Source organism: Shewanella sp. 10N.286.48.B5, assembly GCF_002874355.2.
GTDB lineage: Bacteria > Pseudomonadota > Gammaproteobacteria > Enterobacterales > Shewanellaceae > Shewanella.
In genome coordinates this window covers 24,771-45,263 of the sequence record NZ_MCVG02000001.1, presented here as the reverse complement: position 1 = coordinate 45,263, position 20,493 = coordinate 24,771, and the positions used below count along the sequence as shown (strand labels likewise).

17 protein-coding genes, 1 pseudogene and 1 riboswitch are annotated in these 20,493 nt (G+C 39.9%); of the genes and pseudogenes, 9 read left to right on the top strand and 9 right to left on the bottom strand.

The genetic code is table 11. The features are described 5' to 3' along the window. Positions 1–57 precede the first annotated feature (57 nt). The 5 genes and pseudogenes from rpiA to BCU57_RS00190 all read left to right on the top strand — a co-directional run. Positions 58–720: a ribose-5-phosphate isomerase RpiA gene (rpiA, locus tag BCU57_RS00210; protein ID WP_102440469.1), complete on the top strand. Its 663-nt coding sequence runs from the start codon at positions 58–60 to the stop codon at positions 718–720. 382 nt (positions 721–1,102) lie between these two features. Continuing rightward, positions 1,103–1,648: an RNA polymerase sigma factor gene (locus BCU57_RS00205; RefSeq protein WP_102440488.1), complete on the top strand. Its 546-nt coding sequence runs from the start codon at positions 1,103–1,105 to the stop codon at positions 1,646–1,648. Beyond that, entirely contained in the window at positions 1,645–2,262 is a 618-nt protein-coding gene (locus tag BCU57_RS00200; RefSeq protein WP_102440468.1) for an anti-sigma factor, read from the top strand. The genes BCU57_RS00205 and BCU57_RS00200 overlap by 4 nt, the downstream gene beginning before the upstream one ends. Then, a complete protein-coding gene (locus BCU57_RS00195) occupies positions 2,259–3,230 on the top strand; it encodes a DUF4097 family beta strand repeat-containing protein (RefSeq protein WP_241903591.1) in 972 nt (323 codons plus the stop codon). The genes BCU57_RS00200 and BCU57_RS00195 overlap by 4 nt, the downstream gene beginning before the upstream one ends. A 30-nt stretch (positions 3,231–3,260) precedes the next feature. Further along, a pseudogene (locus BCU57_RS00190) lies at positions 3,261–3,332 on the top strand (GlyGly-CTERM sorting domain-containing protein); the annotation flags it as partial. Between the two features lie 160 nt (positions 3,333–3,492). On the opposite strand, the gene BCU57_RS00185 reads toward BCU57_RS00190, so the two are convergent. Both BCU57_RS00185 and BCU57_RS00180 read right to left on the bottom strand, forming a co-directional pair. Next, complete coding sequence (locus BCU57_RS00185; protein ID WP_102440467.1) at positions 3,493–4,176, bottom strand: Crp/Fnr family transcriptional regulator; 684 nt, start codon at positions 4,174–4,176, stop codon at positions 3,493–3,495. A gap of 30 nt (positions 4,177–4,206) precedes the next feature. Further along, entirely contained in the window at positions 4,207–4,641 is a 435-nt protein-coding gene (locus tag BCU57_RS00180; RefSeq protein ID WP_102440466.1) for a DUF3069 domain-containing protein, read from the bottom strand. 1,180 nt (positions 4,642–5,821) lie between these two features. On the opposite strand from BCU57_RS00180, the gene BCU57_RS00175 reads away from it, so the two are divergent. The 3 genes from BCU57_RS00175 to queG all read left to right on the top strand — a co-directional run bounded on the left by BCU57_RS00175 (position 5,822) and on the right by queG (position 11,028). Continuing rightward, positions 5,822–7,717: a GGDEF domain-containing protein gene (locus BCU57_RS00175; protein ID WP_198589987.1), complete on the top strand. Its 1,896-nt coding sequence runs from the start codon at positions 5,822–5,824 to the stop codon at positions 7,715–7,717. 3 nt (positions 7,718–7,720) lie between these two features. Further along, a complete protein-coding gene (locus tag BCU57_RS00170; RefSeq protein WP_102440464.1) occupies positions 7,721–9,676 on the top strand; it encodes a tetratricopeptide repeat-containing diguanylate cyclase in 1,956 nt (651 codons plus the stop codon). A gap of 179 nt (positions 9,677–9,855) precedes the next feature. After that, the gene (gene queG, locus BCU57_RS00165; RefSeq protein WP_241901051.1) at positions 9,856–11,028 is read left to right on the top strand and encodes a tRNA epoxyqueuosine(34) reductase QueG; all 1,173 of its coding nucleotides are present in this window, start codon (positions 9,856–9,858) and stop codon (positions 11,026–11,028) included. Between the two features lie 37 nt (positions 11,029–11,065). Here the strand turns inward: queG and BCU57_RS00160 are convergent, their stop codons facing one another. Then, positions 11,066–11,284 (bottom strand): dodecin, encoded by a 219-nt coding sequence (locus BCU57_RS00160; protein ID WP_076541563.1) that lies wholly within the window; start codon positions 11,282–11,284, stop codon positions 11,066–11,068. 346 nt (positions 11,285–11,630) lie between these two features. Here BCU57_RS00160 and BCU57_RS00155 point away from each other — a divergent pair, with 346 nt between their 5' ends. Further along, positions 11,631–12,563, top strand: a complete 933-nt coding sequence (locus BCU57_RS00155; protein WP_102440462.1) for a LysR family transcriptional regulator — start codon at positions 11,631–11,633, stop codon at positions 12,561–12,563. Between the two features lie 89 nt (positions 12,564–12,652). Here the strand turns inward: BCU57_RS00155 and BCU57_RS00150 are convergent, their stop codons facing one another. From BCU57_RS00150 to BCU57_RS00125, 6 genes are all read right to left on the bottom strand, one after another. After that, entirely contained in the window at positions 12,653–13,405 is a 753-nt protein-coding gene (locus tag BCU57_RS00150; protein ID WP_102440461.1) for an HDOD domain-containing protein, read from the bottom strand. Between the two features lie 216 nt (positions 13,406–13,621). Then, complete coding sequence (locus tag BCU57_RS00145; RefSeq protein ID WP_102440460.1) at positions 13,622–15,607, bottom strand: TonB-dependent receptor; 1,986 nt, start codon at positions 15,605–15,607, stop codon at positions 13,622–13,624. A gap of 132 nt (positions 15,608–15,739) precedes the next feature. Next, positions 15,740–15,959, bottom strand: a riboswitch (cobalamin riboswitch). Between the two features lie 214 nt (positions 15,960–16,173). Beyond that, positions 16,174–16,758, bottom strand: coding sequence for a hypothetical protein (locus tag BCU57_RS00140; protein WP_133126429.1), 585 nt, complete (start codon positions 16,756–16,758; stop codon positions 16,174–16,176). 175 nt (positions 16,759–16,933) lie between these two features. After that, positions 16,934–17,272, bottom strand: a complete 339-nt coding sequence (locus BCU57_RS00135) for a DUF3622 domain-containing protein (protein WP_102440458.1) — start codon at positions 17,270–17,272, stop codon at positions 16,934–16,936. Between the two features lie 79 nt (positions 17,273–17,351). Then, positions 17,352–19,322 carry a peptidase U32 family protein gene (locus tag BCU57_RS00130; RefSeq protein ID WP_102440457.1) on the bottom strand — a complete coding sequence of 657 codons (1,971 nt, stop codon included), beginning with the start codon at positions 19,320–19,322 and terminating at the stop codon, positions 17,352–17,354. Positions 19,323–19,463: 141 nt separating this feature from the next. Continuing rightward, complete coding sequence (locus BCU57_RS00125; RefSeq protein ID WP_076541549.1) at positions 19,464–20,030, bottom strand: phosphoribosyltransferase; 567 nt, start codon at positions 20,028–20,030, stop codon at positions 19,464–19,466. Positions 20,031–20,493: the final 463 nt, after the last annotated feature.

Sequence of the window (20,493 nt, the reverse complement as noted above, 5' to 3'; positions counted from 1 at the left end):
TATACTTAACCAAATTTATTACTTACCATTGGTAGATTGCCACCTCAGGATGTTGATATGACCCAAGACGAAATGAAAAAAGCCGCTGGATGGGCTGCACTTAAATATGTTGAAGAAGGTTCAATTGTTGGTGTTGGAACAGGTTCAACGGTTAATCACTTTATTGATGCGTTAGCGACAATGAAAGATGACATTGAAGGCGCCGTATCAAGCTCTGAAGCCTCAACCCAAAAACTAAAAAGTTTAGGCATTGAAGTATTTGATCTCAATAGTGTCTCAGATCTATCTGTGTACGTTGATGGCGCTGATGAAATCAATGACCATATGGACATGATTAAAGGCGGCGGCGCGGCATTAACCCGTGAAAAAATTGTCGCGGCTGTGGCTAAAAAGTTTGTTTGTATTGTTGATAATACCAAGCAAGTTGAGATTTTAGGTGAGTTTCCACTGCCTATTGAAGTGATCCCAATGGCGCGCTCTTACGTTGCTCGTGAATTAGTAAAATTAGGTGGCGATCCGGTTTACCGTGAAGGTGTCGTCACTGACAATGGTAATGTAATTTTGGATATGTACAACTACCGCATTCTTGATCCTAAAACCTTAGAAAAGCAATTAAATGATATTGTTGGTGTGGTCACTAATGGTTTATTTGCTAACCGCGGTGCTGATGTATTGCTGGTTGGCAGCCCAGATGGCGTTAACACGATTGTCGCCAAATAGTCCTAAAGGCTAGTTGCTTAAGTCCGGTAATTAAAGTTAATCGCACTGATAAAATGCTCAATTCACCATTGGGCATTTTTGTTTTTATAACCATAAAGCCCTTAAAGTTGTGCCAAGCCCCTATCCTACTTGCTTCCACTTAAAATTTTCACTTTAACCTTTCACACCTAAGCTTACTCAAGCAGATGCTTTTCAGCATTTTGACTCCCCATAGTAATCAAAAAAATATTTTATTTAATCAAGTAAACCTTTTAGCAACTTGCTAATGTCTAATCTAGTAACTCACATCACATTGGAATAATTGGTGAACTTAACCTCAAGCAATATCACAGACATTGATAATCAACTCAGCAGTAATACTCGCGCTGCTGAAGCTGGTGAAATCAATAATGCCTGCTTAGATGACGCTTTAGTGGCGAAAGCTAAGGGCGGCGATAAAGCAGCGTTTAAGCTACTTTATCAGCGCCATCAAGGCCGTGTGTATGCAATTTGTTTGCGTTTAAGTGGTAGCGCTGATCATGCCGATGAAATTTGCCAAGACTGCTTTGTCAGATTATGGCAAAAGCTAAATCAGTTTAATGGCGATAGTCAGTTTACGACTTGGTTATATAAGCTGTGTGTCCACCAAGCTATTAACAGCATGAAAGCAAAGCAAAGCTTTTGGCATCGATTTTTACCAGAATCGAGCTTGAGTGAGCATCATCAAAGTCTCAGCGAAAATCATCAAACGCAAAACGGCCATCAAGAGTATCACCGCCTTGATAAATTAATTATGCAACTGCCACAACGCACCCGCGTGGTGTTTGTACTGTGCGCAATTGAAGGTTATCAACATGATGAAGTTGCGCAGATTTTGGATATTGCCGTTGGCACCAGTAAAGCCCAATACCACAGAGCAAAGCAGATGCTACAGGAGATGTTGGCATGAAAAATAGCAATCAGCAGCAACAATTAACAAGGCTTATTGATAGCTTGCCAAAAGAGATCTCACCAAACAAAGATCTATGGCAAGACATTGAGGCGAAAATAAGCGCCCCAACAAATTCTTCAGTGCCAGCAAAGCAAACTGATGCTGCAACTCAGTACCGCAGCGCTAACTCGCAATACTGGCGACATCTTGCCGTTGCCGCCAGTATTAGTTTTGTATTGGTATTAGGCTGGCTATTAACAAGCCCTACAGCACAAAAGCCAAGCCTTGAGCCTATCACCGTCACAAATGCCCTTAGCAATCAGTCTACTGAAGATTTAATTGCCTTGGTTGATCAAATAGCCCTGACCCATCAACAGCAAATTAATGGCTTTGATGACAACAAATATACTGTTGGCATGCAGCTTGATGACCTTACTAATCCATTCAATAAGGGTTATAGCGAATTGCAGCTTGCATCAAAAGAGATCCAAAAAGCCCTTAAAAGCGATCCCAATAACAAGCAAGTGTGGGATTTATGGTTATGGGTAATGAAGCGCGAAATACAGCTGTTACAACAGCAACAACGCACCCCAATTAACACGACTCCATCGACTCAAGGAAATTCCATATGAACAATCAAACTAGCCAGTTTATCAGCCGACTTATCATTGGCGGCAGCCTGCTATTCACAACAACACTCATGACATCAACAATGGCCTTTGCAGCACAATCCGTTGAACAAGAAATGACGGTTAATGCGAAACCACAAATTGAGCTAAAAGTGCAGCGCGGCAAAGTAGAGATCATCGGCTGGGACAAAGACCTCATCACAGTATCCGGTCAGTTAGATGAATTGTCTGAAGGGTTTATCTTTGAGCAAAAAGGCAATCAAATCACTATTGAAGATAAGCTACCCAACAGCTATCGGGGTCATGATGAAGATGGCTCAAATTTAGTCATCAAATTACCCATAAAGCTAATGCTTGAAGCTGAAGGGGTTTCAGCAGATTACAAGATTGAAAATCTGTCAGGCGAAATAGACTTGGCATTAGTCAGTGGTAACTTAAAAGCTAACCACATGGATGGCGACATAAAACTACAAACAGTGTCAGGCAATATTGAGTCAGACAAGCTCAATGGCAAGCTTGAATTAGAAACCGTTTCTGGCGATATCAAGGATAAAAGCTCTGCAGGCAAAGCTCAGTATCGCCTCGTCAGTGGCGAGTTAGAGTCTAAAGATAACCAAGTCACTAAGCTTAGTATCGATCAAGTATCAGGTGATATTGAAGGCAACTTTAGCGCGGTAGAAAAAATCAAAATTGTCAGTGTCAGTGGCGATATCGACATCAGTTTAAGCGCCAAAGTCACTAAGGCATCATTTGATACGGTTAGCGGTGATGTTGAAGTCAAATTCACTCAAATGCCTAACCTGACATTTGAGATTGATGGTGGCCCAGGTGGCGATATTAATAACGAATTAACCGATGATAAACCGCTAAAAACTAAGTATTCAGCAAGAGAAAGCATCCAATTTACAACCGGCGATGCCACAGGTAAATTCAGCGTTAATACCATAAGCGGCAATATCGAATTGAAGTAGCGTTTTTATCTTCATGCTGCAGTTACAGGCGCTAGCATGGGGATCTTAAGTCTGATATTACTCGGCACATTAGGCGCTAAACGTCGCCGTAAACTACACTAGGATAGCATTCCAAACTAGTGCTTGGGCCTTCTACAAAGAAGGCCCTTTTTTTTCATTTAACGCCAGCTCACAACCTAACCCGAATAGCAGCTATAAACCCGTCGAGATTATGACAATTCACTCGTATAACATAGTCATTCGTTTTACATAATCACTCGTATTACATTGTCACTCGTAGCGCTAATAATTCTGACAACCTTGTATAATCTAAAATAATCATCTTGCCTCTGACTAAATCAATATAGCCATCTTCAGCCAACTTATTGAGTACTTCATTGACTCGAGGGCGACTTACATTGGCAATTTCACTCAGTTGCTGCTGGGTGATTTTTAGTTCAATAACGGGCAAATCAATCATGCGTTTAGCACGTACTAATTCTAATAAAAAATGAATGATACGTTCTTCAATACCATAAAATGACAAGTGCATACCTTGAACCAGTTTAGGGGTGTTACGGCGCATAATGCTATAAATAAACTTATAAATCTCAGGGTTAATGTTAGCTAACTCAGTGAGTTCACATTTAGGGAAAAACAAGCTGTTGATCGGTTCCAGTTCATTGGTATAAAGACTAATTTTAGGGAAAATCTCAACCGCTACAGCCCCAACCCACATTTCTTTACCAAATATAAAACTCGCTAAAGGGCGGTTATCAGCACTGGTGGTGGCAAATGTACCCAGACCATCGATACAGTAAAAATACCCCCGTTCACTGTCATCAGCCAGTAGGTTACTGTATTTCTCAATGCCTTGATCATCGACAGCAATATCCATGATCTCAGCTTTGGTTCTTTCGCTCAATTCACAGGGCCAGTTTATTTGTTTACGTAACGCGAGTGTCATTTATTCTCCAGTCAAACATTTCAGCAAGCGTTAAGCAGACATAACTTGTTTAAAGCTATTAAGCATTGAGCGATCTGTACGTGCTTTTTTTAATTTTCTAATACTTTCTTTTAATGATTGCTCTGCCAAGCGGCCAAATACACCATCATATTCTTTTTCATCAATTTCTTTTTCTGACTCAGCCTCATCTGCAATTTCTTGGGCAACACGGCTTAACTGCATCCACGCATTGGCAATATAAAAACCATGAAACTCCGCCTTAGGCAGTAATTTTTGTGCACTCGCAGGCATTGCTTGCCAGCTTTTAGCAAATAACTCAGCCTTGTCTTCAATTAGCTCATTAAACAAACCTTCATAAGCCTCAAGTAAAGTCTCTGGTAATTTATCCATCGGCAGCACTTTATTAGCGACATTAAAAGAAATCTGCTTTGCTGTTGCTTTATACTCTTCGCTTAGTTGACTCATTAGTTTGTTCTCTATTTCAATGATTAAGTTAGCGCCATGAATTCATGTGATTAACGCAGTTTGAGTAACTAAGTCGCATTAACAGCACTTAAAATGGCACAGGCATAAGGTTTCTATCGCAGAAAATACTGCCATTAAACCTTTAAGCTTTATGTTATTTAGCAACAGACTAGTATAAACGATATTATCAACGCCTTTATAGGTTATAGACATATATATTGGTTGTTTTTGTGAAGCTGCAAATACCTACCCAGTCAATAATGTGATCTTATCCAGTTAGATTAAAAGTGGCCCGTTAAACACATAAAATGAATGCAAACAACTTGACTCATGAATGATGATGCTTTTAACATTTATCGACTCTTTTTAAGGTGTTTTCACTATGGTAAACACAGTTAACGAACTATATTAGCAACAGCTATTTTTAAAAGATGAAATAAACAATTAATCAGATTACCTCACAGTGCATTTAAACAAAAAAACGCGAGTAAATATTAACAAAAGCACAGGCTGAAGTGTTCTTTGTGTGATACATACTTATTTATTTACCCTTTTAAACAGAAGCTTAGCCATAACAGCGCTACTTATTCAGCTTTGATTGAACAAACCAAAATTTCTGTCATAATGTTGTGAAGCCAGTAAGTTAAATTAGCAATCTTTGATATAGATCTTATCTCTTTTTTTATTAACTTTTATGCCTGCTTAACGATTTATGCAGCTTTACGTAATTCGACATACCTAGATAGCTGCACCAGCAATAGTTACCAAGCTGATAACAATAAGTTAGTAAAGTTAAGTAAATTTATTGATACTCACCTGCAGAAAAAAGATATTATTGATCCTAGTGGCTAATTGAACTTTTTATATTGTTATCAAATACTAAATAATAAAATACAAAAATATTAATTCAGGGAAAAGTTGCATGGCCGATATTAAGCAAAGCGGCCAATTTTTAACCTGTAGCCTAACAATAAAAAGCACTGAGCACTGTTTTGCTCAAGTTGATTAGCACTTTTGTAAAAGTTGTGCTTAAAAGGATTGTTGCGAGTTAACAAGCCAGTTTACAGCCTTAGTTAACAAACAAAAACAGCATGAAGGAACTGCGTAAAGCAAGTATAAAAAATTGCATAATAATTATAATTCAACAATTAGCGTTTTTAACGGCCTTTACTGTCACAAGGTGAGTCGTTACATCAATCAGCTGCTGTTATTGTTGGTATTAGTCGGTTTACTGAATAGTGCTTCAGTGACTGCTTTTACTTTTGATAACAAGGCAGCTGATGACTTGTTCCATCAATTAAAAACAGAACAGATCACAGATTTACTTGTCATAGAGCAAACATTACTCAAACTCGAGAACATTATTGCCAGTAACGATATTGAGCGCCAGCAGCTGTTACTTACTGAGCAATGTAAAACCTTTAGCTCCAGTGACAGTGAGCAAAACAACAACTTTATTACCACGACAAACAACATTGAGCAGCAATCTTTTTTTAGTCCACAAATTCCAATTTTGCTGAATTTATGTCGTTCAAAAGCATTCAGATACCTTGACCAACATAGCAGCGCGATTAAACTAAATCAGGCTGCACTTGAACAAGCCTTAGCACTAAATGACAAGCATATCATCGCCAAAGCCCATAATAACATTGCCAAACAAGCACTTTATCAAGGTCAATTTTCCAAAGCGATTGATAGCTTCACTCAGTCTTTTGAGCTCAATCAACAAATAGGCTTACAGCATGCAGCTAGCTTAGACTTACTGAATTTAGCAGGTATTTACCGGCGCTCAGGCGATAACGAAAAAGCACTTTATTACTACAACAGAATAAAGGGTTACCTCAATAAAACCAAAGACTTAATGTTACTTGCCAATGTTGAAAACTCACTCGCTTATATAGAATTAGATCGCGGTGAATATCAGCAAGCACTGGAATACTTTGAAAAAGTCTATCAGGTCATCGAGGGGATCAATGATCCGCTTTACACCGCTAGAGTTGCGATTGATATGTCAGCGCCGCTGATTAAACTTGGCCGATTAGCAGAAGCAGAAAAGTGGCTAAATCAAGCTCGACCTTACATGACCCCCGAGATGTACTCTCACTATGGTTACATGCATAGTTATTATTTAGAGCTGCGCATGTTACAAGGCAACTATGCTAGCGCCTTTGAGCATTTCAATGCAGCAACAGCTAACTTTCAAAAGTATAATATGCAAAAAGGTTTAGCTATTAGTTATCAGTTAGCCAGTCAGTTATTTGCTATCCAAGCTGATTATAAGTCAGCTAACTACTGGCACCATCAGTTCTTAAGCATTCATAAACAACTCGATCAGTTAAGGCTGGACACCTATAATTCCGACATGAGACTCAAGTTTGACTCAGATAACCTAGAAGATAAACAAGCACAGTTAATTGAGTTCCAAGCGCTTAAAGACATTCAGCTTAATGCCGTAAAAACTCAGCAAAAATTACAATACACCGCCCTCGCAATGACATTTATCTTCTTGTTAATATTAGTTATTTTAATTATTAAGCTGCAAAAAAAGTCACAACAATATCGACAAATAGCATTAAAAGATCCACTCACCAACATCCCTAATCGCTTACATGCCTACGAGGTCATGCAAAAGCTGCTAAAGCAAAAAGTGCAATTTTCTATCTTACTTATCGACGTAGATCACTTTAAGAGTGTCAATGACCGATTCGGCCATGACATCGGTGATATAGCACTACAACTCATTGCTCAAACTTGTCAGCAAAATTGCCGCGAGGAAGATACTGTGGCGCGTATTGGTGGTGAAGAGTTTCTGATCATTATGCCAAAGACAAATATCGAGCAATCGATGATTTTCGCTGAGCGAATTAATCATAAAATGAAACTTGTGAACTCACCGCAGTTAAACGATAACTTGATATTTTCAGTCAGTATCGGCATTACAAGCGTGATTGATGAAAGCAGTATTTCTACTATTTTGAAAAAAGCTGATATTGCCCTCTATGAGGCAAAAAATGACGGCAGAGACTGCTATAGGCATTATCAATATCTCCCAAACATCATTAAAGGAGAGCATTGATATATGCACAGCGGCAATCAAAAAAGCCTTTTTCACGGCATTAATAAAAACCTGTTTATCCAAATGCTAGTTCGTAAGCCATTGCTCATTACTGGCTTAGGTTTAACTATGCTCAGTATGAGTTTCTCAAGCTTTGCCAAAATAGAAAACCCTGAGTTTGATACACTCTTTAACGCCGCCGATCAAACCGATATTAACGATCCTAGTTTTCCGAAAATGGTTAAAGACCTTGAAAGCTTGCTCGATGTAGAAGATATCGAACGCACTTACTTGTTACTGCCTAAACAGTGTCTTAGTCATAATGTTTTCCATGGCGATGAAAATAAATTAGCCGATCAGTTCATTATTGATACCTTAAAAACTTATCCAGCAATGCCAGCAAGCACTCGAATAGAGTTAAAGCTCTGTGAAGCAACTATCATGCGTTACCGCGGCGATACCTCAGCGGCAAATGCCCTTATTCGTGAAAGTTTGTTAGCAGCAGAAGGGATTAACAATCGCCGCTTAATGGCTGATGCCTATTCACAGCTTGGTCAAATCGCCTCCTATACCGCTGATTTCGCGATGGCGCTGAAAAACTTATTATTGGCTCATGAGCTGTATAAAGAGTTTGATTTACCCACTAGACAGCACCTCAGCCTACTAGATTTAGCGGTCACTTATCGCCGTATGGGCGAAACGGACACCGCCCTAAAATATTATCTCCAGCTTGAGCAAGCCTTTACCAAGAGCAACCAGCTTGAGTTAGCCATGATGGTAAAAATGGACATGGCCTATGCCTATGAAGATTTACACCAATACCAAAAAGCTGCCGACCACTATTTAACCGTATTGGACTATTTTCAGACTATCTACACCGACCCTACATACCCTGCACGGGTAGCTGTAGATATGTCGTATTCACTTATTGAACTAGGTAAATATCAACTCGCCCTTGATTATCTCAAGGAATATGAAGATGTCATCGGCCCTAATGTAGATACTCATTATAGTTTTATGCAATTGTTCTTTGCCCAAGCTAAACATGGGTTAGGGCTCGAAGAGCAAGCAATACCTTATTTAGACAAAGCTACCGCAGGGTTTGAGCGCAATCACAATAAGCGCGGCCATGAAATGCTACTCAAATCAAAAATAGAGATATATGAATCCTTACAAGATTGGCAGCAAGCCTATGACGCACAAATTAGCCTGTATGAGATACATCAGCTAATTGATAAGGCGATGGAAAATCAAAGCAGCACTGAAATGCTAGTCAAGTTTGATAGTGAAAAAATTGAAGCTGAAAATGCTAAATTGATCGCATTCCAATTACTGAAAGAGCAACAGTTAGTCACCCAACAAGACAATAAAAGATTACAAATTATTGCACTAATACTGGGCGGTGCGTCATTAATATTACTGTTTATATTTACTCTCTACTCAAACAAGAAGTCGAAACAATTTAAACAGTTAGCATTGACCGATTTACTAACCCAGTTGCCAAACCGCCTTGCCTTGTATCAACAGGCAAATCAATTATTTAATAATGCCTTAATCAATCAGCAAACTTTGGCTATTGTGTCTTTTGATGTCGATCATTTTAAGCAAGTAAATGACACCTATGGTCATGACGCTGGTGATACTGTCCTTAAAACATTAGCAGAGATCTGTACTAGCAAATTACCAGCAAACGCAGTCATTGGTAGAGTAGGTGGTGAAGAGTTCTTAGTGTTATTACCGCAAATTCGCTCCACTGCTGCGATATCACTAACACAAGCGATCATCGAGGACGTATCAAGTCATGATTTCTCAGCAATTAACCCCGAGCTAAAGGTCACCATCAGTGCTGGGGTGAGCACTTATTATGATGAACAAACATTATCTGAACTGATAAAAAAATCAGACATGGCACTTTACCAAGCCAAAAGAAATGGCCGAAATCAGCTATCGTACTACCATGATGACTCACAGAGGTTATAATAAAACAGTGGATCACTAACCTAGCGTAAATAGCTGTCATCATGCCTAATTCAAATATACCTCCTAATGCTAATCCAGCGGCTAATACTAATACTGCGCTTAATGCTAGGGAAAAGGAGTCTGCCACAACCCCCTCAGGACTATTACAGCCATTAGCGCATAAGCTTTCAGCCACTGAGATGGCGGAGTTAGCTTACTTAATAAAGAGCTGGGCGTTTGAATTAGGGTTTTCTCAGCTTGGGATCACCGATACCGATTTAAAAAGTGAAGAGAGCAAGTTACAACAATGGCTCGATAATGGTTATCACGGGGAAATGGGCTATATGGCCAGCCACGGCATGATGCGCGCTCGCCCCCATGAGCTTCACCCTGGTACCGTTCGCGTACTCAGCACCAGAATGGACTATTTACCGCCACAAGCGGGCTTTGCCACTAATTTATCAGACCCAAACTTAGGTTATATTTCTCGTTATGCAGGCGGCAGAGATTACCATAAACTGATTCGTAAACAGCTTAAAAAACTCGGTGATAAAATCGTGTCACACTGCCATAACTTAGGGCTTGATGGCATTGATTTCAGACCGTTTGTGGACTCTGCCCCAATCCTTGAACGGCCATTAGCGGAAAAAGCAGGTCTTGGCTGGACAGGTAAACATTCATTATTACTAAACCCTGAGGCTGGCAGTTGGTTCTTTTTAGGCGAAGTGTTAATTAACTTACCTTTGCCTGTAGATATTCCTATCCACCAAAGCTGTAATAGCTGCGTAGCCTGCATAAAATCATGCCCGACTAATGCCATATTAGACAACAATGTCGTCGATGGTCGCCGCTGTATCTCTTACCTCACCATTGAATTACAAGGCGTGATACCTGAAGAATTTCGCCAAGCCATTGGCAATCGCATTTATGGTTGTGATGATTGCCAATTAGTGTGCCCTGTTAACAGTAAAGCGCCGCTAACTCAGCAAACTGATTTTCATATTCGTAAACAACTGATCCAACCTGATTTACTAAGCTTGTTTGCTTGGACTGAAAAGCAATTTCTATCACTTACAGAAGGCAGCCCTATACGTCGAATTGGCCATAAAAGCTGGTTAAGAAACATTGCGATTGCCTTAGGTAACGCGCCGTTTAATCAGCAAATTATTGATGCGCTTAACCTACGCAGATGTAGCGATGAAGTCGATGAAATGGTCATAGAACATATTGATTGGGCACTAGCGCAACAAGCACTTAAACAGCAAGATTTAACCCCTGACGATAAAACAAAAACGGCGCCTAAAAGTCATTTAAGCCGTAAAACCTTGCGAGTGATCCGCAGTGTTGAAAAAGGCTTACCTAGAGACGCTTAAACCTTTTACTTATTGTCATCTTTCAGACACCACGTCTTCAATGAGGTGATTTCTGATCTAAAGTAAAACCGACTTTAATAGTGACTTGCCAGTGAGCAATTAAACCTTCTTCTAGGTGACCTCTGGTCTCAACAACCTGAAACCAACGTAAATGTTTAAGCGATTCATTAGCTGCTGCAATTGCATTTTTTATCGCATCATCAGAGCTGATAGGTGACGATCCTGTTAACTCAATAATTTTATAAGTGTGGCTCATTTGTGACTCCAGTCATTTTAAACTCAATCAACATAGAAATTCAGTAAAGCAATACCAGTCTGAGTATAGATAAGCCTAGCAAAACTGCGTAGTCGCAGAATAAAAACCTCAAAAAGCCCTCTCTCAATGACCTTTAAACTAGTGATCACTTATTAAAGTCACTTTTTATAAAATCAAAAGCTGTAATTTTCACGTCAAAACAATCACAAAAGTTAACAATGAGACTACATTTTCGTAAATAAATTACACAGGCGTCTGGACGTCTAGAAGTTTGTTGTGATAGTCTTGATACAAGCAACCGAATTGATTTCACCCGTAAGTTGAGCAAAATTCATGTGAGGATTATATGATAGAGCTGAGACACCTTCGAACTCTGATGGCACTTAAAGAAAGTGGTAGCCTTGCTGGTGCTGCGAAAAAACGCTTCGTAACTCAATCAGCGCTATCTCATCAAATAAAAGAATTAGAAACACGCATTAATTCGTCTATTTTTATTCGAAAGAGCAAACCATTATCTTTTACTCAAGAAGGCACTCGACTACTTAATTTGGCGGAGGAAATTCTCCCTAAAGTGATGGTGACAGAATCAGATCTGAAAAAAGGCCTTGATGGAGAGGCGCAATCTTTAAAATTGGGCATTGAATGCCATAGCTGCTTTCGCTGGTTAATGCCGGTGACCGAGGCCTTTAAACAAATCGCACCAGATGGCCGTATTGATTTATCTAGCCGTCATTTATTTGATTCATTAAATGCCTTAGCGCTTGGTGAGTTGGATATTGTACTCACTTCAGATCCAGTACCAGGGCATGCACTTGCCTATCAACATTTGTTTGATTTTGAAGTGAAGTTAGTCGTTTCAAATGAGCATCCTCTAGCAAAACAGCCATTCATTAAACCTGAGCAGCTCGCCAAGCAAACACTGATCACTTACCCTGTTCCATTGCAGCGCCTTGATATTTATAAGCACTTTTTAGAACCTGCTGGTGTTGAGGTGGGTGAACAAAAGCAATGTGACTTAACAGCGATGCTGCTTCAACGTATTGCTTGTAATGATGGCGTAGCGGCGCTGCCAAGCTGGTCAATTAATGAAGGCCATGGACTTAACTTAAGTTCTGTAAAACTTGGCAGCGAAGGCTTAAAAAGGCCGTTATTTGCAGCCTACCGCCTTAATACATCCAATACCCATTTAATTCAAAAATGGCTAACCTTAGTGGCTGCTGAAGGGCTAAAGTTACAAAGATTAAGTCAAAAGCACCAATCGCTCTTAGAATGTGCATAAACAAGTTGTGAAAAATCCATAAAAAATGCCACGATTAAGGTGGCATTTTTTATGTCATGGGATTAAATCAACTCGCTATACTAGCTTCATTAATTAGATTCATTAATTGGGTTTATCAATACATTACATTTGCTCAGCACAGCTCTAAGCACTAAGCCTGCAGAGTTTACATTGCTCGTTTGGTTAATATTATGGGCCACCATAAATTCATTGCGTAACTCATCATCTAACCCAAGAGCCTCAAATGCTTCTATAGATAAACTTTGTTGCTGGGTATCAATGAGCTTTTTTATCACCTGTAATGCTATGGGTTTTTCTGAGGCGGCATTTAAAAATGCAAACGCACTTAAGGTAATCACTTGACCAAATACACTAAATAGCGCCAAGGTTTGCAGTTCATCTGCATCAATATCTATAGCTTGTTTATTGTCTTCAAGCTCACGTAAATAATGCACTGCATCGGTAGCGATATTTTCAGTAAGCGCCCAATAGCCCTTAACTAATTTACAATATGGTTCAGGTAATTCATCTAAGCGTTCTTTTAGATAAAATGAGAAGCTATAGCGGTAAATATTGACTTGGCCTAAACGGATAAGCGCATCTTTTATACTGCGATTTTTTGTCGCGATTACGCCACCAGCTTGAGCGGTATTACTGCGCCAAAGTAAATGAGCGGCAAGCGCGGGATCGCTGGCAATGATATCGATAATAATGCGGATATCTGCTTCATTAATTAAGGCCTTTTTTAAAGGGATCAAAATACCACGGCGCCCAATGACTTGTTCTTCGTTGCCAATAATAGCTTTTACTTGAGTGAGTACCTGCTGCTCAAGGTAGGTCATAAAGCGATGCTTCCCTGTATAATTCTTCGTTCTCGATTAACGAATTTATCCATAGAAACCCTACAAAGGTCAAGTGATTAATGCTGATTAAGACAAAAAGCCGACAAGTGCTTTGTCGGCTTTAGTATCTTCAGTGTAATTAGCTAGATAACAAGTTATTATCGTCTAAAAATCAGACGCTTCGCTTATTATCTGTTAGTTCATTACAAAGGGATTTTAAAAACGATAACCTAAGGTTAAGCGAATTGAGCGACCATTACCCGAGTAATAACCGCTGCCGCCCCATTCCTCAGGAACATAATAGCCAGCACTGACATATTGCTTATCTAACAAGTTGTCAGCACGTAAACTGGCACTCCACTCATTACGGGTATAGTTAATGGCTAAGTTAGCTAATACATAACTGGATAACTTAGGGTCAACATTGGCATTATCACCTTCAATAAAGCGCTCGCCAGTATAAATACCTTCAGCAAAAACCTGCCACTGTTGGGCAATATCATAACTCACATACGCACGGGCATTATGCTCCGCAACCCAAGAAAGCGCCTTGCCTTCGTTCTCGCCTTCGGTAAATTCAGCATCAATGTAATCATATGATGCGCCCAGCAACCAATCTGCAGCGATTTGCACATCATAAGCGGCATTAACGCCAAAACGAGTTGAAGCATCAGCATTAACGTTAGCACCGCCGCCCTGTGGACCATCAGTGCGCCCTGCGTCATATACAATTTCATCTTCCAAATCTAAACGGTAAAGGTTTAATTTGAAGGTTTGTGTTGTAGTGGTCCAGTCCCAACCTGCTTCATATGAGCGGCCGGTTTGTGGATCAAGACCAAGGGTGGTAATTGGGGTATAGGCTTGCTCATCCACTTTGGCAAAACGGAAATTATCATTGGCGCGAATATAAAAACGATGCGCAAGGCTTGGACGATAATTTAACCCTAACTCAAATGCATGGGCATCATTATCAAGCTCAACACCATTTGCGTATGATAATTGATCTGTTAAGTCATCTGTCACTTCACTGTAACGCCCACCAACTACATAGGATAATGACTGCGTTAATGGCACTGAGGCTTGCACATAAGCACTGGTCACTTTCTGTTCATTATTACGTTGAATGTAAGCAGTATCAAAATCGGCCTCACCGATACTTAAATCAACCCCAGCAATAATGTCTAAATCACCATTATCTAGCTGATAATTTGCTGTGGCTTTGGGTGAAAAGCTTAATAAACTTCGCTCGATACGCCCAGCACTGCCCCAAATAAAGTTAGTGGTTAGAGTATCAGAGTAAGTTAAATCAGTGGCCAAAGCCCATTCTTTAGTTAATTGGTACTCATAGCCACTGCGCAGCGCTGTGGTCATTTCATGAACATAATCATCATCGGTAAAAGGTGCGGCCTGAGTTGGATCTTGCAGATACTGCTCCAGTGTTAGCGCACCAGGGGCCTGGCGATCATTATCGAAGTAGCTGGCTTCAACAAAGAAATTTTGTAAATCAGTTTGATATTGCAAACGGCCTAGAATTGAGCCAGTTTCACTGTCGTTATTATCGCGATAGTTATCACTTTGATTGTAACTGCCGGCCAAGTAATAATGCCAAGCGTCATTAATTTTGCCTGAAATATCCCCTTTAGCTTCATAAGTATCAAAGCTGCCAGCACTTAATTGCAGTCCGCCGCCGTCTTTATTAGGCGCTTTAGTGATGATGTTAATCACCCCGCCAACAGCTTGATCGCCATAAAGTACCCCAGCACTACCTGATAATATTTCCACCCGCTCAACTTGATTTAACGGCACTGCATTAATGCTAGGAGCCGCAATATCAATATTGTTTAAGCGGCGACCATCAATCAAAATTAAGGTATTGCTGGCGGCTTGAGACGCTGAAAAACCGCGCATGGCAAAAGTCGTACCTGAGTTGTTATCAGACACTTGAATACCCGCTTGAGAACGTAATAACTCCGTTAAGCTCACCGCACCACTAAGCTGAATATCAGCTTGGTCGATCACATTTACATTCGCTGCAATATTAAGAGGATTTGCATCTTGACGACCAATAACCACAATTTTTTCAACCTCTGCATTGGCAGAATTGTCTGTTGTGGTGTCAGCGTAAACAACTGAGGTTGTTGAAGCAGCTAGACCTAATACTAGGCTTAATGCTGATGCGATTTTTGTTAGATTTGTACCCATTTACCTTTAACTCCTGAAAGGAAAAATGGGGCATATTTGCCGCAGCGCATCGTACTCGTAAATTTATCTGTTAGCGATAAGCCATGATTATTTACAAGCAACGAGCTACATTTCGAGATCTGCCCACCGAAATCTCAAAATCATCTATAGGGCCGGTCTCCGGACTTAGGTTAAAGTAGCAAAGCTACTGACGAACATGAATTTTTAACGTTAAATAGCAGCTTAAATTTCACAGCTACAAGCTTTATCGCACTCAGTCCTCACCATTACCGTTGCGGGGGCAGTACTAGATTTTCACTAGTTTCCCGATTATCCCGTGTCATACACAGGCACCACTATAAATTGACGATAAATTATATAAATTTTTGATTGCTACGACTTAAAGCAGCCATATAACAAGCTGATATAGTATAACGTGCTTATGGGGATTTTTGATATAACGAAAATGAATCAATCATATTATTCAACTTATTGAAAAATAGTCTGAATAATATGATTACTCATTAATAGCTCGCTTACTGATAAGCGGATTGTTGATAAACCAATTATTGATAAAAAGAAAATTTCTAGAATCGTAACTGCTTAAAATTCGACATAAATTGACGATGATTGGTCGATTTTAATGGCGCTGAGTTTTTATTAAAAACATCGCCGCGCATAGACTTATGCATAAAGTACAAGTCTTCAACGCCTTTAATTACGGCGTAATAACCTATTTCACCTTGCTGTTTAACTGAGCCACCTTGCTGTAAAAAGTTAGCCATAACGGTACAGCCGATAATGCCGTGATACGCTTCTTGACCACCCATCTGGGTTTTTCCAAGTTGCTCATAAACCACCTCACCTTGGCAGCTGTCTTGGTAGGTGCTAGCAAAATTATTTAAAAATCGCTCAGGCTCGATATTTTCTGCCAAGCCCTCAAAGCCTTGAATACAGAATAAATCAGACCAATTATTTAAACTTTCCCCAGCAGGAACAAACTCAGCTTTATACATATTCCCTTTGCTAGAATTAAATGCCATATTCCAGCCAATAGGCAGCTCAAAAGACACACTTTTGGAAAATATTGATAACTCTCTTTTTGCAGCGTTAGTTGCATCTGCTGATTGATTGGTGGTGCTATTGAGGTAAGACTGTGACTCTTTGGCCATTACTTTATTTCCAGGGCCTAATAACAACAGCCCTGAAAATATTATTGTCGTAAAGCAAGCTTTCATACCTAATTCGTCCTTGGTATTGGTGCTGAAAGGTGAAGTTTGGTTTATTCAAAAATAAATACGGCAAACCTTGTCACCAAGTTGTTGCATTACTGTAATGTTTTAACGCTTAATCTTCAACAACATCTGCGCTATCGGCAGCATCTATTTGCTTAGCATCATCTGATAATGCATCTGCTTCATCGGTTAATGCTTCTGCAGCAATTGCATCTGCAATTGATTTAGCCTTAAGTTGTTTTTCTGTTTTACGTTTATTGCGTTCAGCTTGCGTGGTTAAAAAAGCGGGAAGCTCTTGCTTACCCCAAGCTTCAGCCTCGGCTTCTGATGCAAATCCGTCATGACTTTTAGACACAATAGTCTTAGTTGCAGTCATACGACGAGTGATTTCAGTTTTCCAAGTTGTACCAACTTGTTTTACTCTAAAATCATATTTTTTTGCTTTAGTCATTTTGGGCTTTTTCCTACAAATTTATCGCCACGCATCGCGCGTGATAATGGTTATTGAGTAATAAGATGACATCACCTGATTACTTTACTAATTGATTTGATCCAACGATCATCATTTCACATTTTAGGCAATCGAAAACCAGCTTTAAGCGGTCTTTGCCAATATCGAGCACCATTGGGTCAGCTTTAATGCCTTCAACTTCTTTAGGGCATAAATTAAAGCTGTAACGTAAGCAATGCTTAGTCACCATTAATGGTGCATCGGTTAATAGTTTGTTTTTCTCGTAAGTGTCTTCAATTTGAACCACACCGTGTTGCTCATAAAATTCACGAGACTTATCGTTTGCAACATTAGATAAAAAACTTAAATACTTTTGCGGGAAACGCGCTGACTTATCATGCTCAGCTCGCTGTGGTCGCTGGTAGCCTTTTACTCTGGCGTCATCAAAGGCGGCAATGGCATCTCGCCTTAAACCATTAATCACTGACGCTGGTAAAAACCAACGATTAGCACATTCAATCGTTAACTGCTGTAACTGATAGTCACTGTTACCCAGTTTGCCGAGCTGCGTTCGCAGGCTTGCATCTGCTTTAGCGTAATCTTTCGCCGGCTCTTTTACCCACTCAAGCTCTACTGTAACGCTATGGGCATGCTTGTCACTGATGGTCAGTGAAATGCCTTGCGGCGTATCAGCCAATACCATATCAACCGCAATGTTACGGCTAGCAGAGTCTTTTGATAGCAAAGCATCAAATTGATGATCGAAGTTTCTAAATAACTCCACACCGACTTTTAAGTCTTTCGACACATCGGTCAGATATAAAGTATTACCATCAGCGCGGTTAACCCTTAAGCCTTTGGTTTTGTTATCAGATAAACGCTGCTTTTGATAACCATCAATAAAGAAGCACAAGCCATCACCGTTATTAAACTCAACGGCTTTACCCGCTTTACTGCTATCGACTTTAATAAAATCGCGGCCAACACTGGTGATAACCCCCACTTTTTCACCAATGTACTTTGGCGAGCTAAAATGCTCAATTTGCTCAGTACGTTGATTAATAAAGTAATCTGTCTTACCGCGGTTAAAGCTTTTTTCAGGATCTGGCGTAAAAGTAAATTCGCTTCGACCATGAGACATTGACTCAAGATCGCTGCGGCGATCAATAATCGCATCTAACTGCTGGCGATAATGGGCGGTGACGTTTTTAAGATAACTAATATCTTTTAAACGGCCTTCCACTTTAAATGATGTTACGCCTGCATCAATTAATGCTTCTAAATTCTCAGTTTGGTTGTTGTCTTTTAATGACAACAAATGCTGATTTTCAGCTAACACTTCACCATCACGGGTGGATAAATCGCAAGGCAAACGGCACATTTGTGAACATTCACCACGGTTAGCACTGCGATTAGAAAACGCATGACTGATATTACATAAGCCGCTATAACTGACGCACAATGCGCCATGAACAAAGTACTCAAGCTTAAGTTGCGTACTGGCTGCAATTTCTTTAATTTGCGGTAAATTCAGCTCACGGGCTAATACCACCTGTGAAAAACCGACCTGTTCTAAAAACACTGCTTTTTCTGGGGTGCGATTATCCATTTGGGTACTCGCGTGCAGTGCAATTGGCGGTAAATCTAACTGCAACAAGCCCATATCTTGAATAATTAATGCATCCACACCTACTTCGTATAATTCCCAAATAAGTGCCTGCGCTTTGGCAATTTCGTCATCCATTAAAATGGTATTTAACGCTACAAACACTTGAGCATGATAACGATGAGCAAACTCTGCCAGTCTGGCAATGTCTTCCACACTATTACCGGCATTATGGCGTGCACCAAATGCAGGTCCGCCAATATATACAGCATCAGCACCATGACGAATAGCTTCAATGCCGTAATCAGCATTTTTAGCGGGTGCCAGTAGTTCAAGCTGCTTTTTCTCTTGCGACTTGCTCGCTAAAGATTGAGAACCTAGAGATTGAGTATCTAGAGGCTTATCAGTGGTTTGTTGTGGGGAAAATATCTCAACAGAGCTCATAATGGGCAGTATCTTTTCAGGGTAATAATAAAAAATGCATCAAGAAGGTGAATTAAACACGGACAATAACCACGTGTCAGGCACTCTCTTGACGCACTGTTGAGCTGCTAGTTTAGCAAAAAATAACCAATATCGATGCTTTTACTTAAACAAATGCTGAATATTCTTAAAATCTGTTTTACCTTCAGCGATTTCTTGCGGGTTTAAACCTGACACTTCATGAGGAAAAACAAGCCATTCTTCAGACTCATGGATAAAATAATCCGGTTTTAAATCAACTGCGGTATTTTTTGGTTTGTAATAAGGACAAGCCACTCGAATATCTGTCGGGATATTTTTGCGCATAAATTTTTGCAATTTATCAATTAATGCATCAACACTGCGGCCAGAATCAAATACATCATCCACAATTAATAGCCCATCGTCAGCATTTGCATTTTCAATGATGTAATGTAGGCCATGAACTTTGATTTTCTTGCTTTGCTTATCAGTGCCAATACCGTAATAAGATGACGTTCTTACTGCGATATGATCGGTTTCAACATTCTTAAAATCATAAAATTCTTGCACTGCAATACCGATTGGAGCACCGCCACGCCAAATCCCCACAATAAATTGCGGTCTAAAGCCACTATCGTACACTTGTGCTGCTAATTTGAATGAGTCTTCAAGCAACTGCTGTGCGCTAATATAATGTTTCTCTGTCATTGGATAAGGCCCCTATTATTTTATTGCGGCGGATTTTATACCAATTATAGGTAACTTGTCTGTGAGGAAGAGAAATATTTATCAAATAAGCCTCAAACCGCACAATGACGACTTGGTATAAAATCACCAAAATATAATAAGTCTCAACTGCCACTCATCAAAGTGCCAGTGTAAATAGTCACAATTAAGCGGGCTATAGTGACAAAAGTGACAAAAGTGGCAAAGAGACAATAGTGACGACAGTGAGCAATTTCGGCAAGTTTGTGAAGCTTGGCAAATTCTGCTTACTGAGTCGTTATAAAAGCTAGTTTAAATTGCAGTGCTTTTTACTAAAAAGCACTAGGCCATCACAGTTTTAGCACTGACACTGCTAACGGATTCAGTCATAATCGCAGCTAACTTTATGGCAATTAAGCAAGTGCTTAAGTTGCTTGAGTTATTTAAGTTGCGTAAGCTTAATTAT